19 protein-coding genes are annotated in these 17,177 nt (G+C 35.8%); 4 read left to right on the top strand and 15 right to left on the bottom strand.

Annotated elements, in window-relative coordinates:
• Window positions 1–2 precede the first annotated feature (2 nt).
• The 8 genes from cysT to Q3V31_RS05885 form a co-directional block, all read right to left on the bottom strand.
• Window positions 3–830, bottom strand: coding sequence for a sulfate ABC transporter permease subunit CysT (gene cysT, locus Q3V31_RS05850; RefSeq protein WP_329762746.1), 828 nt, complete (start codon window positions 828–830; stop codon window positions 3–5).
• Between the two features lie 21 nt (window positions 831–851).
• On the bottom strand, window positions 852–1,907 hold the full coding sequence (locus tag Q3V31_RS05855; protein WP_000816070.1) for a sulfate ABC transporter substrate-binding protein: 1,056 nt from the start codon (window positions 1,905–1,907) through the stop codon (window positions 852–854).
• Window positions 1,908–2,126: 219 nt separating this feature from the next.
• Window positions 2,127–3,152, bottom strand: a complete 1,026-nt coding sequence (locus Q3V31_RS05860; RefSeq protein ID WP_097810045.1) for an S-layer homology domain-containing protein — start codon at window positions 3,150–3,152, stop codon at window positions 2,127–2,129.
• Window positions 3,153–3,241: 89 nt separating this feature from the next.
• Window positions 3,242–3,493: a hypothetical protein gene (locus tag Q3V31_RS05865; protein ID WP_000435462.1), complete on the bottom strand. Its 252-nt coding sequence runs from the start codon at window positions 3,491–3,493 to the stop codon at window positions 3,242–3,244.
• A gap of 184 nt (window positions 3,494–3,677) precedes the next feature.
• Window positions 3,678–5,210 carry a fatty acid--CoA ligase family protein gene (locus tag Q3V31_RS05870; RefSeq protein WP_001055205.1) on the bottom strand — a complete coding sequence of 511 codons (1,533 nt, stop codon included), beginning with the start codon at window positions 5,208–5,210 and terminating at the stop codon, window positions 3,678–3,680.
• 164 nt (window positions 5,211–5,374) lie between these two features.
• Window positions 5,375–5,800, bottom strand: coding sequence for a hypothetical protein (locus tag Q3V31_RS05875; RefSeq protein ID WP_000832595.1), 426 nt, complete (start codon window positions 5,798–5,800; stop codon window positions 5,375–5,377).
• Window positions 5,801–5,970: 170 nt separating this feature from the next.
• Window positions 5,971–6,960 carry a lipoate--protein ligase gene (gene lplA / locus Q3V31_RS05880; RefSeq protein ID WP_000897293.1) on the bottom strand — a complete coding sequence of 330 codons (990 nt, stop codon included), beginning with the start codon at window positions 6,958–6,960 and terminating at the stop codon, window positions 5,971–5,973.
• A gap of 9 nt (window positions 6,961–6,969) precedes the next feature.
• Window positions 6,970–7,704 carry an MBL fold metallo-hydrolase gene (locus Q3V31_RS05885; protein ID WP_016128911.1) on the bottom strand — a complete coding sequence of 245 codons (735 nt, stop codon included), beginning with the start codon at window positions 7,702–7,704 and terminating at the stop codon, window positions 6,970–6,972.
• Between the two features lie 180 nt (window positions 7,705–7,884).
• Here Q3V31_RS05885 and yhfH point away from each other — a divergent pair, with 180 nt between their 5' ends.
• Window positions 7,885–8,013, top strand: coding sequence for a protein YhfH (gene yhfH / locus Q3V31_RS05890; protein WP_000567010.1), 129 nt, complete (start codon window positions 7,885–7,887; stop codon window positions 8,011–8,013).
• Window positions 8,014–8,052: 39 nt separating this feature from the next.
• Here the strand turns inward: yhfH and Q3V31_RS05895 are convergent, their stop codons facing one another.
• On the bottom strand, window positions 8,053–9,066 hold the full coding sequence (locus Q3V31_RS05895; RefSeq protein ID WP_000103727.1) for a LacI family DNA-binding transcriptional regulator: 1,014 nt from the start codon (window positions 9,064–9,066) through the stop codon (window positions 8,053–8,055).
• A 195-nt stretch (window positions 9,067–9,261) separates the two neighbouring features.
• Here Q3V31_RS05895 and Q3V31_RS05900 point away from each other — a divergent pair, with 195 nt between their 5' ends.
• Together Q3V31_RS05900 and Q3V31_RS05905 are read left to right on the top strand one after the other, a co-directional pair.
• Window positions 9,262–10,203: a helix-turn-helix transcriptional regulator gene (locus Q3V31_RS05900; RefSeq protein WP_001082248.1), complete on the top strand. Its 942-nt coding sequence runs from the start codon at window positions 9,262–9,264 to the stop codon at window positions 10,201–10,203.
• 92 nt (window positions 10,204–10,295) lie between these two features.
• Window positions 10,296–10,817 carry a DinB family protein gene (locus tag Q3V31_RS05905; protein WP_098219268.1) on the top strand — a complete coding sequence of 174 codons (522 nt, stop codon included), beginning with the start codon at window positions 10,296–10,298 and terminating at the stop codon, window positions 10,815–10,817.
• A 65-nt stretch (window positions 10,818–10,882) separates the two neighbouring features.
• Here the strand turns inward: Q3V31_RS05905 and yknW are convergent, their stop codons facing one another.
• The 3 genes from yknW to Q3V31_RS05920 are packed head-to-tail and all read right to left on the bottom strand — an operon-like array spanning window position 10,883 to window position 12,136.
• The gene (yknW, locus tag Q3V31_RS05910; protein ID WP_016128909.1) at window positions 10,883–11,560 is read right to left on the bottom strand and encodes a YknW family membrane protein; all 678 of its coding nucleotides are present in this window, start codon (window positions 11,558–11,560) and stop codon (window positions 10,883–10,885) included.
• A 24-nt stretch (window positions 11,561–11,584) separates the two neighbouring features.
• Window positions 11,585–11,887, bottom strand: coding sequence for a DUF2087 domain-containing protein (locus Q3V31_RS05915; protein ID WP_329762747.1), 303 nt, complete (start codon window positions 11,885–11,887; stop codon window positions 11,585–11,587).
• A 36-nt stretch (window positions 11,888–11,923) separates the two neighbouring features.
• Entirely contained in the window at window positions 11,924–12,136 is a 213-nt protein-coding gene (locus Q3V31_RS05920) for a hypothetical protein (protein WP_000678022.1), read from the bottom strand.
• Window positions 12,137–12,244: 108 nt separating this feature from the next.
• Between Q3V31_RS05920 and Q3V31_RS05925 the strand changes: the two genes are divergently transcribed.
• Entirely contained in the window at window positions 12,245–12,676 is a 432-nt protein-coding gene (locus tag Q3V31_RS05925) for a PH domain-containing protein (RefSeq protein ID WP_329762748.1), read from the top strand.
• 26 nt (window positions 12,677–12,702) lie between these two features.
• Here the strand turns inward: Q3V31_RS05925 and Q3V31_RS05930 are convergent, their stop codons facing one another.
• The 3 genes from Q3V31_RS05930 to Q3V31_RS05940 all read right to left on the bottom strand — a co-directional run bounded on the left by Q3V31_RS05930 (window position 12,703) and on the right by Q3V31_RS05940 (window position 16,764).
• Window positions 12,703–15,432, bottom strand: coding sequence for a YhgE/Pip domain-containing protein (locus tag Q3V31_RS05930; RefSeq protein ID WP_329762749.1), 2,730 nt, complete (start codon window positions 15,430–15,432; stop codon window positions 12,703–12,705).
• 214 nt (window positions 15,433–15,646) lie between these two features.
• Window positions 15,647–16,219, bottom strand: coding sequence for a TetR/AcrR family transcriptional regulator (locus Q3V31_RS05935; RefSeq protein ID WP_000963368.1), 573 nt, complete (start codon window positions 16,217–16,219; stop codon window positions 15,647–15,649).
• Between the two features lie 188 nt (window positions 16,220–16,407).
• On the bottom strand, window positions 16,408–16,764 hold the full coding sequence (locus tag Q3V31_RS05940; protein WP_329762750.1) for a MerR family transcriptional regulator: 357 nt from the start codon (window positions 16,762–16,764) through the stop codon (window positions 16,408–16,410).
• Window positions 16,765–17,177: the final 413 nt, after the last annotated feature.

A 17,177-nucleotide genomic window follows, 5' to 3' on the forward strand; every position in this document is an offset into this window, starting at 1 on the left:
TCCTATTCGCTTTTCAGTTCATGCCTTCTACTCCAAGTTTGAATCATATTAATAAGTAGTAGGAAAAGGAGAGAAATAATAAGCATCACAGCCGCTACAGCTGTTGCTCCTGCATAATCATATTGTTCTAGTTTCGTCATAATCATCAGCGGTGCAATTTCTGTTTTCATTGGCATATTACCTGCAATGAACACGACAGATCCATATTCCCCTAACGCCCGCGCAAAGGCGAGTGAAAAACCAGCAAGTAGAGCCGGGAATATTTCTGGTAAAATGATTTTCAAAAATATTTGGAAGCGTGATGCCCCTAGACTAGAAGCTGCTTCTTCTACTTCTTTATCAATACTTTGCAGCACTGGTTGCACCATCCGAACGACAAAGGGCAAGCCAATAAACGTAAGCGCAACAATAATGCCGAGCTGGGTAAAAGCTACTTTTATATGAAACACATTAAATATTTTTCCGATCCAACCATTTTCCGCATAAAGCGTCGTAAGTGTAATACCAGCTACTGCAGTCGGAAGAGCGAATGGTAAATCGATTAGTCCGTCTAATAACCGCTTCCCTGGAAATGTGTAGCGGACGAGTACCCAGGCAATTAATAAACCGAAAATGGCATTTACGATTGCCGCTACAAGTGAAGTTGTGAGACTTATTTGATAGGAATGCAACACGCGCTCACTCGTTATAACTTGTGCGAACTTCTTCCAGCCTAGCTGCGAAGTTTGAATAAATACGATAGAAAGTGGTATAAGTACGAATAAACTCATATATAGCATTGTAAATCCAAGAGATAATCCAAACCCTGGTAAAACACGCTTCTTCCTCATATAACGTCACCTCATCCCCCCTTATTTTTTATACATTTGATCGAATACGCCGCCATCATTAAAATGCTTTTCTTGTGCTTTTTTCCAGCCTCCAAATAGTTCATCAACTGTAAATAATTGAACTTTCGGAAATTGTGATGCATACTTCTCTGCTACTTTTTCATTACGAGGGCGGTAAAAGTTTTTCGCCGCAATTTCTTGCCCTTTTTCTGAATACAAATATTCAAGATATCCTTCTGCTACTTTTTTCGTTCCTTTTTTATCAACGACTTTGTCTACAACTGCTACTGGCGGCTCGGCAAGTATACTAATCGAAGGTGTTACAATTTCAAATTTATCTTTTCCAAGTTCTTTTTGTGATAATAACGCTTCATTTTCCCAAGCGATTAACACATCACCAATTCCTTTTTCAACGAAAGTTGTTGTTGCCCCACGTGCCCCTGAATCTAGTACTTCTACATTTTTATAAATTTGGCCGACAAACTCTTTCGCTTTGTCTTCACTATTGTCATACTTCTTCAGCGCATATCCCCACGCACCTAAATAGTTCCAACGTGCTCCTCCAGATGTTTTTGGATTCGGTGTAATGACAGACACACCTTTTTTCGTTAAATCATCCCAATCTTTAATTCCTTTCGGGTTTCCTTTCCTCACAAGAAATACAATTGTTGATGTGTACGGCGTAGAATTATCCGCAAGCCGCTTCTGCCAATCTTCTGCTAGTTGTTTCTTCTTACTAATTGCATCAATATCATAAGCGAGTGCGAGCGTTACAACATCCGCTTCTAAACCATCAATAACGGAGCGCGCCTGACTTCCAGATCCCCCGTGTGATTGCTTTACATTCACTGTTTGCCCATGTTTCTCTTTCCAATACTTCGCAAAGTCTTTATTGAAATCTTGATATAACTCACGCGTTGGATCATATGAAACATTTAAAAGTTCGACTGTCTTCTTATCTGCACTTCCTTCAGAATTGTTAGTGGATGTTGCCGAACCACACCCTGACAAAAGGACAAATGCTGATAATAAAACACCTGTACTTTTCATTAATGCTGTCTTACTCCACTGTTTCATATATAAAGCCCCCTTAGTTTGTACAATAGAAAAAGGCACACAATCTATTCACAAAAGTGAACGTTGTGCGCCTTCAGTTTCTCTGATGAGCTTCTATTGTATTCTGTTTGATTTCTTTTCATTTTAATTCCGTAATTCATATGTGTCAACTTGGAATTTATTTTTTCTTAATAAACTAAAATCAGTGAGGATAGTCCCCCACTGATTTTAGTTTCAACTTTATCTCTTCAACTTATCAGTCTTCGCAATAAATTGAGCTGCTTCTGCGCGGCTTACCGATTTATCTGGAGCCCAGCCATTATCTGTTCCAACTGAAATGTTTTCTTGGATTAAAATATTGGCATACTTCGTACCCCAATGATTATTTAAGTCAGCAAATTCTTTTGGGAGTTTAATATTTTCATTTCTTTCTAATTTATATGCATTCACAAGCATAGAAGCCATTGATGCACGGTTAATTAGCCCGCTCGGATTAAAGTTACCCTTATCATCACCTTTTACAATGCCAGCTTTTTCAACTGCTGCGATGTAAGGTGTAGCCCAATGATTTTGAGCATCGCGGAATGATGGCTTCGCATCTTTATTAATTTCTAACCCTAAAACAGTAGCTAATATTTTTGCTGCTGAACCACGATCGATATTTTCAGCGGGTGCAAATGTACCATCTGGCTTACCGTGTACTGCCTCTTTCTCTACTAAATATTGCACTGACTCTTGTGCCCAAGTCGGTACATCTGAGAACTTAGGTTTCTTTTCAATTGCACTCGCATCGATTTCAAACTGCACTTGATATTTATGATCATATTTAATTGCTGGAATTAATATATGCATTTGCATATTATATTTTTTCGAGAATTCACCGATTTCAAATTGAACCACTTTCGTACCATTATTCGCTTTATCTTCAGAAATTACTTTTACATCATGGAATGTCCCTAATTGATTCTGATCTTCTACTCTAAGATACTGGAAATAGCTACTATCTTGCACTGTTAACGTCACGATTTTTTTATCGCCTTGTATTGTTACTTTTGCATTTTTTAAATATGTTGAAGCAACCGATGTTTCATTCGTTTTATCTTTATAAGTTTTTAAAATAACGTCATATGTACCATCTGCATGTTTGCTATTTGCTTTCATTTCAACCGCTGCATCTGCTTTCGCAATAGGTGCCATAATACCGCTAAATGGAACTGCTAAAGTTGCTGCTATAACGAATGCATTAATATATTTTTTTTTAATCATTATCAATATGACATCTCCCTTTATATGAATATACCCAACATAACTATCATATTGATAATGATTATCAATGTCAAATAAAATTAATAATACTATTTCCTACATAAGTACGCCTTCCGCTCGTTTTTAAAAAGTAAATAATGCGCCGTGTGAACTTTTCTTTCCAAATAATCAATAGAATACGAGCTTGATGGATCAACTAAATCACCTATCGCCCCTGAAAGGTGATCAATTACCTTTTGCAATATTTCTAAGTTCTTCTTTTCACTCTCCATATTCATTTCATCCATAATGTCACAAATAAGATATTGCACTTTCCGTAAGCGTAATTCCTTCTGCTCCACGTATATCTCCTCCTTATTAGTCATATTACGGTTTAAATATATGGGCTTATAGCTTAACCAATTCTAAAAATAACGTGAAACTTTAATCAGTAGGAATTTTGTCCATCCAAACTAATCCAGCTTTTTTGGGACAAAAAGATATCCATCTCTATACATGTAGTCATAGTGATGGATATCTTTATTTTTATACTTGCAATGCCTTCTCTCTCAAAGCTCTTCGTAACAACTTACCCGTTGTATTCTTCGGCAATTCTGTTAAAAACTCAATGCTCTTTGGCACTTTGTATTTCGCTAAATGCAGCGTGCAGTAATGCGTAAGCTCCTCTTCTGTTACGTTCGTTTGCTTCAGAACGACGTAAGCTCGCACTGCTTCTCCTAAGTTTTCATCCGGTACACCAATTACGACAACTTCAGCCACAGATTCGTGAGTATATAATACTTCTTCTACTTCACGAGGGTATACGTTATAACCACCAACTAGGACGATATCTTTTTTGCGATCGACGATATAGAAGTAACCTTCTTCATCCATTTTCGCTAAGTCACCTGTATATAGCCAGCCGTCTTTAAGTGTCGCAGCTGTATCTTCTGGCGCATTATAGTAACCCTTCATAACGTTAGGTCCGCGAACAATTAACTCCCCAACTGCACCGACAGGTACTTCTTCCCCAAGTTCATTCACAATTTTATTTTCTACATGCCAAATATTTGTACCAATCGAACCTGGTTTACGAGGACGATCTAACGGATTAAAACAAGTAACTGGTGATGCTTCTGATAAGCCGTATCCTTCTGAAACAATCACATCAAAACGTTTTTCAAAGTTTTGCAGAAGGGCAACAGGCATTGACGCACCACCTGAAATACAGAGACGAAGCGTCTTTACATCTTCTGCGCTTGCTTCTTCAAATAAATATAAGTAATTGTACATCGTCGGCACACCAGCAAAAATCGTTGGTTCATACGTACGACAAATACGGAATACTTCTTTCGGACTAAACCTCGGTACCATTAAAATCGTTGCCCCGTTCACAATCGGCGCATTTACTGCAACTGTTAAACAGAACACATGGAACATCGGCAATGCCGCAACGACGCGATCATCAGCAGTATATTGTAAATATGACGCAACATCGCTTGCATTACTATATAAGTTTTTATGTGTTAACATAGCGCCTTTTGGCTTTCCAGTTGTACCTGAGGTGTATAAAATAACAGCTACATCTTCTTCATCTAGTTCAGGACCTTCGTAAGTTATATCTCCAGTTCCTATAAAACTAGTAAACGTTTTCATTTTTTCAGTTTCTGTATGAGTAAAATCTGATGAGGTTTCACATATGATGATGTTTTCAAGTGAAGGAAGTCTTGTTGTAAGAGATTGTATAACAGGTAGAAGGACGTCGAGTACAATGATTGTTTTTACATCTCCATTTTGTAAAATATAATGTATTTCGTCTGCTGTATAAATTGGATTAATCGGAATGACAGTTGCTCCGGCTTTCATCGTTCCGTATAAACCGACTAAAAAATGTGGTGAATTTCCAACAGCTAATGCGACATTGTCCCCTTTTCCAATGCCCATTTTTGCTAAATTGCTAGAAAACCTAGTGACCACTTTGTTTAATTGGTCATACGAGACCGACTGATCCATAAATATGTATGCCGGTTTATCCCCCTTATTTTTTGCCGTTTCAGCCAAAGATTGAACGAGATTCACACAAATCCCACCTTTATAAAATTTAGAATATTTAAAAATTCTAAATTAATTATATTAAAAGAAAATTAAAGTGGCAAGTGATATTCCATTAACTGCATATACACGGAGCATCTTCTGTTGAATTTATTTGGGAGGATAAGGGAATTTCACTTACCAGCAAATTATTAAACGAGGACAGAAATCATTTTAGGATAATATGCGCTCATCTTTTCACTAAGTTTTTTTAGTTCCTCTTTATTCAAGCTCGTATGCTCCCCATACAAGTTGATTGCCTCCGCTCCGTTTTCATGAAAGAACAATGTAACATACAATGTCGGTAACCCGCCATTGCCCTCATCTATTGACAAGACAAGATCTGGTGTTTTATTCACAGTACTAAACGTTTCATTCCTTTTCCATTTCTTATTTTGAAACATAGTTTGTATATCATCTATCTTTCGTTTGTTATCTGTATGCGTAAAATATATGACATTATCCTTCGCAGGCTTTCCAATCGATAAAAGTGTGCGACTTGAGGACGTTTCATCGTTACAAGCTGTCATTCCGATGACGAAGCTGAGCAATAATACAACGCACATTACTCTTTTCATTTCGATTCGCCTCCTTTTGAATATATATATTCCTTTACGAGGGGCAAATGTCCTGTGATTTTATGGTGAATGAAATTATATAAGCGATTTTTAAAATATATCGACTTACCGATAAAACGTGACAATCTACGCAAAAAAGAGGCTGCCCGTTACGGCAGCCTCCCTCATTTTTAGAAGAATAAATGTAAGAAATCTTCTGTTGTAATATTACCAAAGTAGCGCGCGATATCTACGCCTTCTAAAGCTACAGTGAATGCATCTTTATCAAATTGTACGCCTGTTAGACGCTCTTCAATGTCATGAACATCTAGTGATCCGAAGAAGTCACCGTAAATTTTACATTCTGTTACTGTTCCTTTTTTCACTTCAAGACGAACGTCAACTTGTCCAACTGGGAAGCGATGTGAATGTTGTAAGTTGAACTTCGGAGATTTTCCGTAGTTCCAGTCCCAATTTTGGTAGCGCTCTTCAGAAAGTTTATGGATTTCTTTCCAATCATTTTCTGTTAATTCGTACGTTGGAATTTCTGTCTCACCTTCGAAAATTGTTTCTAGAAGAAGTTGTCTAAACTCTTCTGTCGTCATTTTTTCGTTTAAGAACTCTGTAATGTTCGCAACGCGACTACGGATTGATTTAATGCCTTTTGATTGAATCTTATCCATTTTCACTTTTAGTGCTGATACAACGTGATCGATTTCAGAATCAAATAGTAACGTACCGTGACTGAACATACGACCTTTCGTTGAGAACTGCGCGTTACCTGAAATTTTTCTACCTTCAGCTAAAATGTCGTTACGACCACTTAGCTCTGCATTTACGCCTAATTTACCAAGCGCTTTCGTTACAGGCTCTGTGAACTTTTTGAAGTTGCTAAAACTGTCTCCGTCATCTTTCGTAATAAAGCTGAAGTTTAAGTTTCCTAAATCATGATATACTGCGCCTCCGCCTGATAGACGACGAACGACATGAATTCCTTGTTCTTTTACGTAATCTGCATTAATTTCTTCTACTGTGTTTTGGTTTTTACCAATGATAATCGAAGGTTTGTTAATGTAGAACAGTAAATATGTTTCGTTAATATCTAAATTCTTCACACAATATTCTTCAATTGCTAAGTTTATTCTAGGATCTGTAATCCCTTTATTATCAATAAATAACATCGTATCACCTCATGAATTCCATACGTAGCCACTATGCGCTAGCGTAATATGGCCACTGAAAATTTGTTTTGCTTCTGTTACTAAATCAGATGGGTTTCCTGTATGCGGTAAGTGCGTTAATAAAAGTTCTTTTACATTTGCATCTTTCGCAATACTTGCCACTTCTGTACTATTCATATGCCCTGCTTTTGCAGCCTCTTGATGTGCATACATATTACACTCACAAATGAAAAGATCAGCATCTTTTGTGAATGGAATAAATTCAGGAATATAACTGGAATCAGCGCTATATACTACAGCGTCATCACCCGCTGTAATGTGCATCGCAAAGCATGTAACAGGATGAACAGTTTTTAAGAATGAAATGGAGAACGGTCCAACTTGAAGTGTTTCTTCTGGATTGTACGCGATTCCTTTCGTATGCGGTGCATGCGTTAAAGAATGGAATCCATTCTCATCAAACGAATGACCGTATATTGGTAACTCCGGTAGTTGTCCCTTTGCCCCGCTCATAATTAATCTCGCATATTGCAATACCCCAATGTCTGCAACATGATCGTGATGATAGTGCGACAGTACAACTGCATCTATATCAGATGGTGTTATATATTTTTGAAGCTGTGCTAGTACACCACTGCCACAGTCTACAAGTAAACGAAAACCATCGTGTTCAAACAAATACCCCGACGTTGCTTCTCCCGCTTCTGGAAAGCCGCCCCAAAAGCCGACAACAGTCATTTTCATATGTATCCATCCTTTCTAAAACCGAGTAGGAATGCATGTTTTACGTACATCCTACATTGTTAACTATAATCCATTTCCTAAACTTTTTCATTAATTTTCAATTTTGTTATAAAACAGTTGTTGACTTTTGTTTTTTGTACTAATACAATGATAGTAAGAAATGGAAATGGAGGGATTGACATGATCGATCAACCAATGGAGTTTTTCAGAAATTTACCGACGAAAACTTGTGCGCACTGCGGGAAAGAAATTGATGAGCAGCACGAAGCATACCATAACAAATGTGACGATTGCGTTCACGAAGAATAGTAGTTTGTGAACATAAAAAAACCTAGCAGACATAGTCTACTAGGCTAATAACATCGTATCCTTCATCGTTGAACCTTTCACCAAGAGCTCCAGTTCAAACTCATACAATTCTTTTTGTCGATAATTTTTCGTATGGATTTTATCCATCATCAGATCGACAACTTTTCGGGCCATCTCATCGATTGGCTGTTCAATTGTCGTAATACCTGGTTCTGTAATTTGTGATAAAATTTGATTATCAAAACCGATAACAGCGAGATCCTCTGGGATACTCCAATTATGACGTTTCGCCTCTGAGATAATTCCAGCTGCAACCTCGTCGCCTCCTGCCAAAATCGCGGTAGGATTTTTTTTGTCCTTTAATACTTCATGGAATATTCGTTTTCCATCGTCCCAAGAGAAAGCGTTTTCAAGAAAATCGATAGCTTCCACTTCTCTACTCTTTTCAGTGATAGCGCGTAAAAAGCCCATTTTTCGCTGTTGGCTAACTACTTTTGTTTCGTTACCACGGCAAAAAATAAGATTACGATAGCCTTGTTCTAACACATGATTAGCAGCTATGTATGCACCTTGCGCATGATCAAACTTCACTGTCGGAACATTTGCTTCCTCAATATATTCATTACATAACACGATTGGACCGTGTTGTAAGTATGGCTCTACATCTTCCCACGGATTTTCTAGTGAACATAGAATAATCCCATCTACTTGTTTCGTAGATAATAACTGTAAATACTCCATCTCTTTTTCCGGTAAATATCTTGTTTGACAAATAATCAGTTTATATTTATGTTCAGAAGCAGCAATCTCGATTGCTTCAATAAATCTACTGAAGAAAGGATTTGTAATCCTTGGAACTAGCACCGCAATTGTTTCCGTTTTTTGTTTACGAAGCCTTCTCGCCGCAGAATTAGGAACGAAGCCTAAATGCTTCATCGCTAATTGAACCCTTTTTTTCTTCTCATCTGAAACATATGGATGATTATTAATCACCCTAGAAACCGTTGTCCTTGATAACCCCGCTAATTTCGCCACGTCCTCGATAGTCGACACGAAATTTTCCCCCTTTGCATGAAAACGTTTTCTTATCCTGATTATATAGTATATTATTGGAAACTGCAATATAGGTTCTTATGATTTTACTATATTAATATTATACATAGGGAAAAGTCTGTTAATGGGAGGAGATTACACACTACTTTTAGAATTTCACAATAAGAATATTTATAAAATAAAGGATGATATTTCATGAATCGTACGGATCGTTTATTAGCTATATTAATTGAGTTACAAAGAAAACAAACCGTTACAGCACAAAGCTTAGCTGAAAAATTTGAGACAAGTATACGCACTATTTATCGAGATATGGATGCACTTAGTGAATCTGGTGTCCCGCTTTTCGCAATGCCTGGCCACGGTTATTCATTAATGGATGGTTATTTCTTACCACCCATTCAACTTACGCCTGAAGAGGCTGTTACTCTTTTATTAGGCGGTGATTATATTGGGAAAACTTTCAATTCTTCTTTTTCTGTACATGCGCAATCAGCAAAAGAGAAACTTGAGGTTATCCTCCCTACTGATCAACAAAAGAAAGTTGAGGGATTACGAGGAGCTTTCCGTTTCCTTTCTCCTATATTTTTAAGCCAGCAAGCCGAGCAAGAAAAACTAGAGAGCCAACTTTTCTTGTTACAAGAAGCTATTCAAAGAGAGCAATCTATCTCCTTTTACTATCGTAAACCAAGAGATATTACAAAAATAAAACGGACCGTTCACCCTTACGGTTTAGTCAATATTTCAGGAATTTGGTACATCGTTGCTCATTGTCTACTTCGAAAACAAATACGTAATTTCCGTTTAGATCGTATGGATGAATTGCAACAAGAACAAGAGTTTTTTACAAAACCTAAAGACTTTTCTTTACAAGACTATCAACCTGAAAACAATCGCACTGTTACAATTCACTTATTGTTCTCATCTCATATTGCACATAAAGTTATTGAGTCACGATACTTTTTTATAGATTCCTACGAGTATAAAGATAATGATTTTCATGTCTTTTTGAAATCAAGAAACATAGACGAAGTATTTCAATGGGTATTAAGCTGGGGGAGCCGAGTGCAAGTACTAGAGCCAAAAATTCTTTCTGAGAAAATCCGTGATGAAGCAAAAAAAATGTTACAACTTTAATTGTTGCATTTCACTACTGACATAATGTTGTCAGTAGCCCTCCTTTATAGTAAGTATCAACAAATACATTCTCATAAAAAGGAGCTAACGATATGAACAGTACTACCACTTTAGAGAAATTTGAAAGTTTAGCAACGTATTACTTAGAGGAATTAGAAAAGTACTCTCTTGAACAACTTAGGACAAAACCTTCTGCTGAAGAATGGTCTCTCGGTCAAATGTATAATCATTTACTTTCGGCTACGTATATGCAATTAGATGCAATCGAGAAATGTAAAACTGAAACACCATTTGTAGCTAACAACAAAACGGATATGGGTGAAAAAGTATATATACTGGGAGCTTTCCCTGACATACAAATAAAGGTACCTGAGCACCCTGGATACACACCTGAAAATCCAACTAACAAAGAAGAAATACAAGAGCGTTTTCTGGAATTAATTACAATCGTGAAAAACGCTGAGCCAACGCTAACTTCTATTCCCAATGATTGTAAAGTAGAGCACCCTGGACTTGGTTACTTAAATGCGGCAGAATGGTTCCAGCTCATTTCTATGCATTTTGCACATCATCTTCGTCAGAAAAGCAGACTGGAGACAGAAGTTTTAGTGTAAAAAATGATAAAAGGTGGTTTAGTCTATATCCAAACCACCTTTATATTTCTACTTCCCATACATCCTTACGGTTTAGCTATTTCCTGCATAAACCCAGCCATGCTCGCTAATAAACTAGTGAAAACGAAAAGTACAATAATAAGAGGGATAAGTTTGTCTTTATTTAAATTCGTTATCGTTTTTAAACCTATTCCTAATAAAACGTAATACCAAATATTAAATATATCTATTCTTTGAGCGATTGTATGTAGAATCATATTATCTGTTGCTATTGCACCTAAACCTGTATAAGATATCTCATACCCACTTAGAGAAAATGCAATTAATCCGTTTAAAATCATCCCTAATCTTAATACAAACGAAGCATAAATGATTATCGGGAATGTTTCTTTATAGTTAATATCAACTCCAAAGAAAATCATAATGTTCTTATAGAATATAGGTGCAAAAAGTATAGCTACGATTCCACTGACTGCTGAAAATCCAAATGTAGTAAAGAAAGTTATGTATTTCGGAACAGTAAATCCCGTTTTATCATGAAACATACTGAGTGCAGGATTATTTAAAGAATTCCAAGACATTAAGGCACTTGAAATTATAATAAGCACAATTAAAAAGGCTAGTGGAAAGAATATATTTCTTTGATTCTTCATCCTTTTGAATTGTAGTGTTGGCGAAGTGAATATCCCAAAAATCGATGGTTTTCCAGAAATCTCTTCATGCATAAGACTACTAGCTTGCAAGAAAATTCCCCTTCCTCATTACATTTATAACTCTTCCCATTTCCTCCATACTTCTCTCTCATTTATACGATACACATTATCCTCTCGATCCATAAACCCATGCACAATAAATTCTCGTCTAATCGTACAAAAATCATCATGATATTGTTTTATGAATGTATTAATTTCTTTTTTCGTATACTGATTTTCAGCATTTAATTTGCTAACTAAATGCTCTAACAATACTAGTTTTTTCCTCTTTTGACCTGGAATCGATTTTAGACGATCCTCTTTATCGAAAAAGTTACGAATGGTCGTATCCCTGAATTTCATTTCACTTTCGGTCATTTTGTTGTCCTCCATCAGTTTTTATGTAATAAAACTTTATTGTTTGTCCTTACTATTCTTCTTCATTCTTTTACTTACAACATCCATAAAGTAATACCCACTAATTAGCACATAGTAAACTACAAGTATTCCTAGTGCATCTTTTATATTTGTATATTTTTCTTTATGAAACAAGATAGGTGAAAGGGCGTAAACAAGAAAGATGATTAGCGGATTTACGATAAAATAATAAGTAAGATTTCCTTTCATCGTATCAACTCCCATGTAATATACTTCTATTCAAATTGTTACAATTCCTGTTCTTTCATTTAGCCTAAACATGAGATATGGTAAAATTAAGGAGAAGGAGGGCTACAAATGACATTCCACTCTAAAATTGATAAATTTTTCTTATTTATTATCTTTTTTGCTATTTTCACCATAGGTGCTCCAACACTGCTTCCTCTCTTCTTTGATGATGAAGCTACTACTACAGACTTATACATTCTACTATCTATTTTCTTTGTATCTTCTGGCTTCCTATTATGGAGTTCCTTTTCTATTACATATACATTCTATGAAAACCACTTATTTGTTAAAGGTGGTCCATTTCGAAGTAAGATTCCGTACTCTCATATAACGAAAATCTCAAAAACAGATAACATTTTAATCGGATATCGTATTCTCTCTTCGAAAGATTGCTATGAAATCTTTTATACATCAGGAGCTTTGGGAAGTGTAAAAATCTCACCAAAAGATCCTGAAAAATTCATATCCGAATTACAAAAAAAATGCCCTGCACTAAAATAAAAAAGCACCCAAAAGGTGCTTTTCCCCTACGCTTCAACCGATTGATTCTCAGCAATATTTTTAAACTGTCGTTTGTGCATCCAAGTTAATGAAGCAATTGTTCCAAGTGATAATACAACGATAAAGATCATTAATATCCCTATATTTTTCCACATGAAGTTAAAATCACCGCTTGATACGACTGCTTTAAATCCTGATACAGAGTATGTCATCGGTAGCCAAGCATTAAATGGTTGTAAAAACTTAGGAATCAATTCTAACGGGAATGTTCCAGCACTTGTTGTAAGCTGCATAATTAATGTTATGATGGCGATGAAACGCCCTGCATCACCGAAAGCTGTTACTAAACATTGAATTAATGCGATGAATGCTAAACTTGTAACGATGCTAAAGAGTATGAAGTATGGAATGCTTTGTACTTCTACACCTAATCCGAACAGTAATATGACATCTGCTACTATTGCTTGAATAATACCGACTGATAGTAAAACGCCGAACTTACTAATAAACCAACTAAATCCTGATTTCGGAACACCGACTGTATCGCGTAATGGGTATACGATAGATAATAGTAATGCCCCAACGAATAAACCGAGCGATAAGAAGTACGGCGTAAATCCTGTTCCGTAGTTTGGAACTTCCGCCATTTTCTCTACCTTTACTTTTACAGGACTTGCAAACATATCATACGTTTTATCCGTTCCTTTTACTTCCCCTGTTTTTTCTGCCCCTTCACCAAGTTTCTCAGCAAGTTCACCTGAACCATCGTTTACTTTCACAAGTCCATCTGTCACTTTTCCGGATCCATCTGTTAGTTTATTTACTCCATCGATTAGTTGGGTTGAGCCAGTTGACATTTTATTTAGGCCACCATTTAGAGTACCTAAGCCAGTTGTTACTTGCCCTGATCCATCTGCTAATTGATTTACGCCACCTATCATTTGGTTTGTTCCTACAGATAATGTTCCTAAACCGCCTGTCACTTTGCTTGAACCATCTACTAACTGATTTACACCACCTGACATTTGATTTGCTCCTGCAGATAATGTGTCTAAACCACCTGTTACTTTACCCGATCCATCTGCTAATTGATTTATCGCATCAATTAATTGACCGGATTCGTTTTTAAATTTATTTGCTCCGTCTTTAGCAGCATTTAACTTCTTACCAAATCCTTGGAAATTTTCAACAAATCCTTTTTGTCCACTGGCTAATTCATCAATACCATCCGTTAAAGATTTCAATTTCGCTGTATTCGGTAGTTTGTTTTGCACATCACTTGTTGTTTGATTTATTTCGCCTTTTAATTGTTTTACTTCTTCATTTAATTTATTTGTTCCACTTGCTACTCCAATAGCTTTCTGCTGAACCGTCGCTGTACTTTTTGCCGCATTTGTTATATATGGTTGTAACTGCTCTTGATATTCTTTTGGTAAACTCTCGATTTGTTTTTGTAAATTTGCTACATCTTGCGCTGCAGTTTTTGCATCTCCTGCTGTTGATTGAGTGAATTCATTTAACTGACTTACATTTTCTCCAGCTCCATCTATTTTCTGGTTTACCGTATTTAATATAGTAGGAACTTTCGATTGCATTTCCTCCAGGCCTGCAACAGAATTTTTCACTTTACTATTTAACTCTTGCAAACCCTTTTCAATGTTTTGAGAAACTTCCTCTAATTTACTTTGTCCTTCGGCAAGTTTTTCCATGCCAGTTGATAATTCATTCGTTCCTGTTTTTAATTCACCTGTTTTACTATTTAACGTATTTAAACCTGCTGTTACTTTGCCTGATCCATCTTGTAATTTTCCTATACCTGTCTGCATCTCACCTGTTTTACTATTTAACGTATTTAAGCCTGCTGTTACTTTGCCTGATACATCTTGTAATTTCCCTATACCTGTCTGCATCTCACCTGTTTTGCTATTTAATGTATTTAAACCTGCTGTTACTTTGCCTGATCCATCTTGTAATTTCCCTATACCTGTCTGCATCTCACCTGTTTTGCTATTTAATGTATTTAAACCTGCTGTTACTTTGCCTGATCCATCTTGTAATTTATTAGATCCATCTGCTAATGTCTGAACTCCATCTTTCATTTCACCAGATTTTCCTTGAAGGGTATGGAGGCCATCCGTCACTTTACTTGAGCCATCATGCAACTCACTAGCTCCATCATGTAACTTATTTGCTCCGTCCGCTCCATCTGCTAATCCTTTTGAGACATCTTTAATGGAATCAAACATTTTCTCTGCATATGTTTTCGTTAACGTGCTTGATACTTCACTTTTAATTTTTTCAATGGCTGTTCCGCCAATTTGTGAAGATAAGAAGTTCAAACTTTCATTTGGAATATATTCTAAGTCCAATGGTTTCGGATCGTCTTTTAATAACGTTGTAGCGTTACTTGAGAAGTCATCTGGAATACGGACTAACATGTAATACTTTCTGCCTTCCATTCCCTCTTTCGCTTCTTTTTCACTTACAAATTCCCATTTAAAACTTTTATTATCTTTTAAATTATCAACGAGCCCTTTCCCGACCTCAATTGGTTTCCCATCAAGTTCTGCACCTTTATCTAAATTGACTACCGCAACTGGTAAGTCATCTAGCTGTTCATACGGATCCCAAAAAGCCCATAAAAACATACCCGCATATAAAATCGGTACAAATAAAACCGCAATGATTGGGATTAATATTTTTTTACTTTTTATAATCTCTGCAAATTCTTTGCTAAGCAACTTATGCCATTTCATAATTTATCCCCCTTTTCAAAAATGACCAAAATGTCTTTTTGGTCATTTTTCCCCAAATAAAAAGGCTATATCTGTTCATACATATGCCTTATCCCCGAATTTATACTATGCAACTATTCCTCATTATGAAATTTCTTTCTCTATTCCCCCCTTAATTAAACTTATGACCAATTTGTTCAATTGGTCATTTTTTTATAATATTAAAAGGATTATCTTAATTTGACAATCCTTTTAGTAAATACAGTTCGAATAACTCCGATATTTTTTCTTTTTCTAACGGTTCATGATTTTTTTCCCAATCAAAAATAAGCGATACGTATAGGCGAAGCATAATAAACGCTGTAATTTCTGGATCGCATTTGCTAATTTCACCTTTTTCAATTGCAATCTCTAAATAAGATTGAATGACAGAAACGATTTCCACGTCTACTTGTTGCATCACTTCTTGTACTTCTTTCGTTCCCATATCGCGCTCTTCTTGAATTAATTTAATCATGAGCTGATGTTCTTTTCTAAATTCTAATATGCTATATAATGCTCTATGTACATTTTCAAAAAATGAAATATCTGAACGAATTGCATTTTCTGCAACTTGCTTCATTTCTGTAATTAAATTAGAAATAATTTCGCCAAATAGCTCTTCTTTATTTTTGAAAAAAGTATAAATCGTTCCTTTTCCTACATTCGCTAACTTCGCAACTTGATCCATCGTCGTCGCCTTATAACCGAACGCTGAAAAAGACTTTGTTGCAGCTTCAATAATAGAACGTTTTCGATCTATCGCCACATCGTCACCTCCAAAAATGACCAATTGGATAATATAGTCAATCAGTACATCTTTGATATTACCACACGCTTACATTCTATACAAGTTCTCTTTTTTATTATTTCCAGTATAAAAAAATTCCAGTCAAGTTATATCACATTGTCCATAGTGTATCAAAAAGTATACTTGTATGGAAAGCAAGAATCTATTCATAACAATTTCTTTATTTCACTCAATTTTTTTTGTAATTGAATCCTTCTGTTACGGATGTTTTCTTCTTCTATTAGTAGAGAATCCATATGATTTGTAAGTTTAACTAATACTTCATCTATTAGTTTCTTGTCCCCACATCCTAATGAACTTTTCAGCTCAAATATTAGTTGAATGTCTTTCAAGCTCAATCCCATCTCTTTTAATTCAATAATAACTTGAAAATCTAATATCTCTTTTTCACTATACTCTTTCCTATTATTTATCCGAGTTGGAACAATTAAATTTAAGTTTTCATAGTGTCGAACTGTATCTTTTGTAGTACGTAGGAACGTAACAAATTCTCCAATTCTCATTTTTCCACTTCCTTTGCATCATGTATTGACAGGGGGTTAACCCCGTATCTTTTAATGAAATCATATTTTAATAACATAAAAGGAGGAATTATTTTGAATATCTTTTCATGTAGTAGTAGTATTTTAGCTATCTTTTACGCTTCTCTTCTTATTGTAGCTGGGTTAACTCATTATAAAAAGAAAAGTATCCCTACATACTCAGCTGTCAGCATTACCATATCGGGAATAACACTGCTCGTATCAAGTATTTTAATCTTTTTCATTCCCCACATGATATTTTTATTAATTTTATCTCTGATTACTGTACACATTTTAACAATCCGAAATGGTTATTATCTTTATGGTAAAATCCATATACATCATCATCTAATACGGGGATGCATCTCTTGCATAATCATAGTATTTTACACTCT

Origin of the sequence: Bacillus nitratireducens (assembly GCF_036320425.1) — a bacterium.
Taxonomy (GTDB): Bacteria; Bacillota; Bacilli; order Bacillales; family Bacillaceae_G; genus Bacillus_A; species Bacillus_A nitratireducens.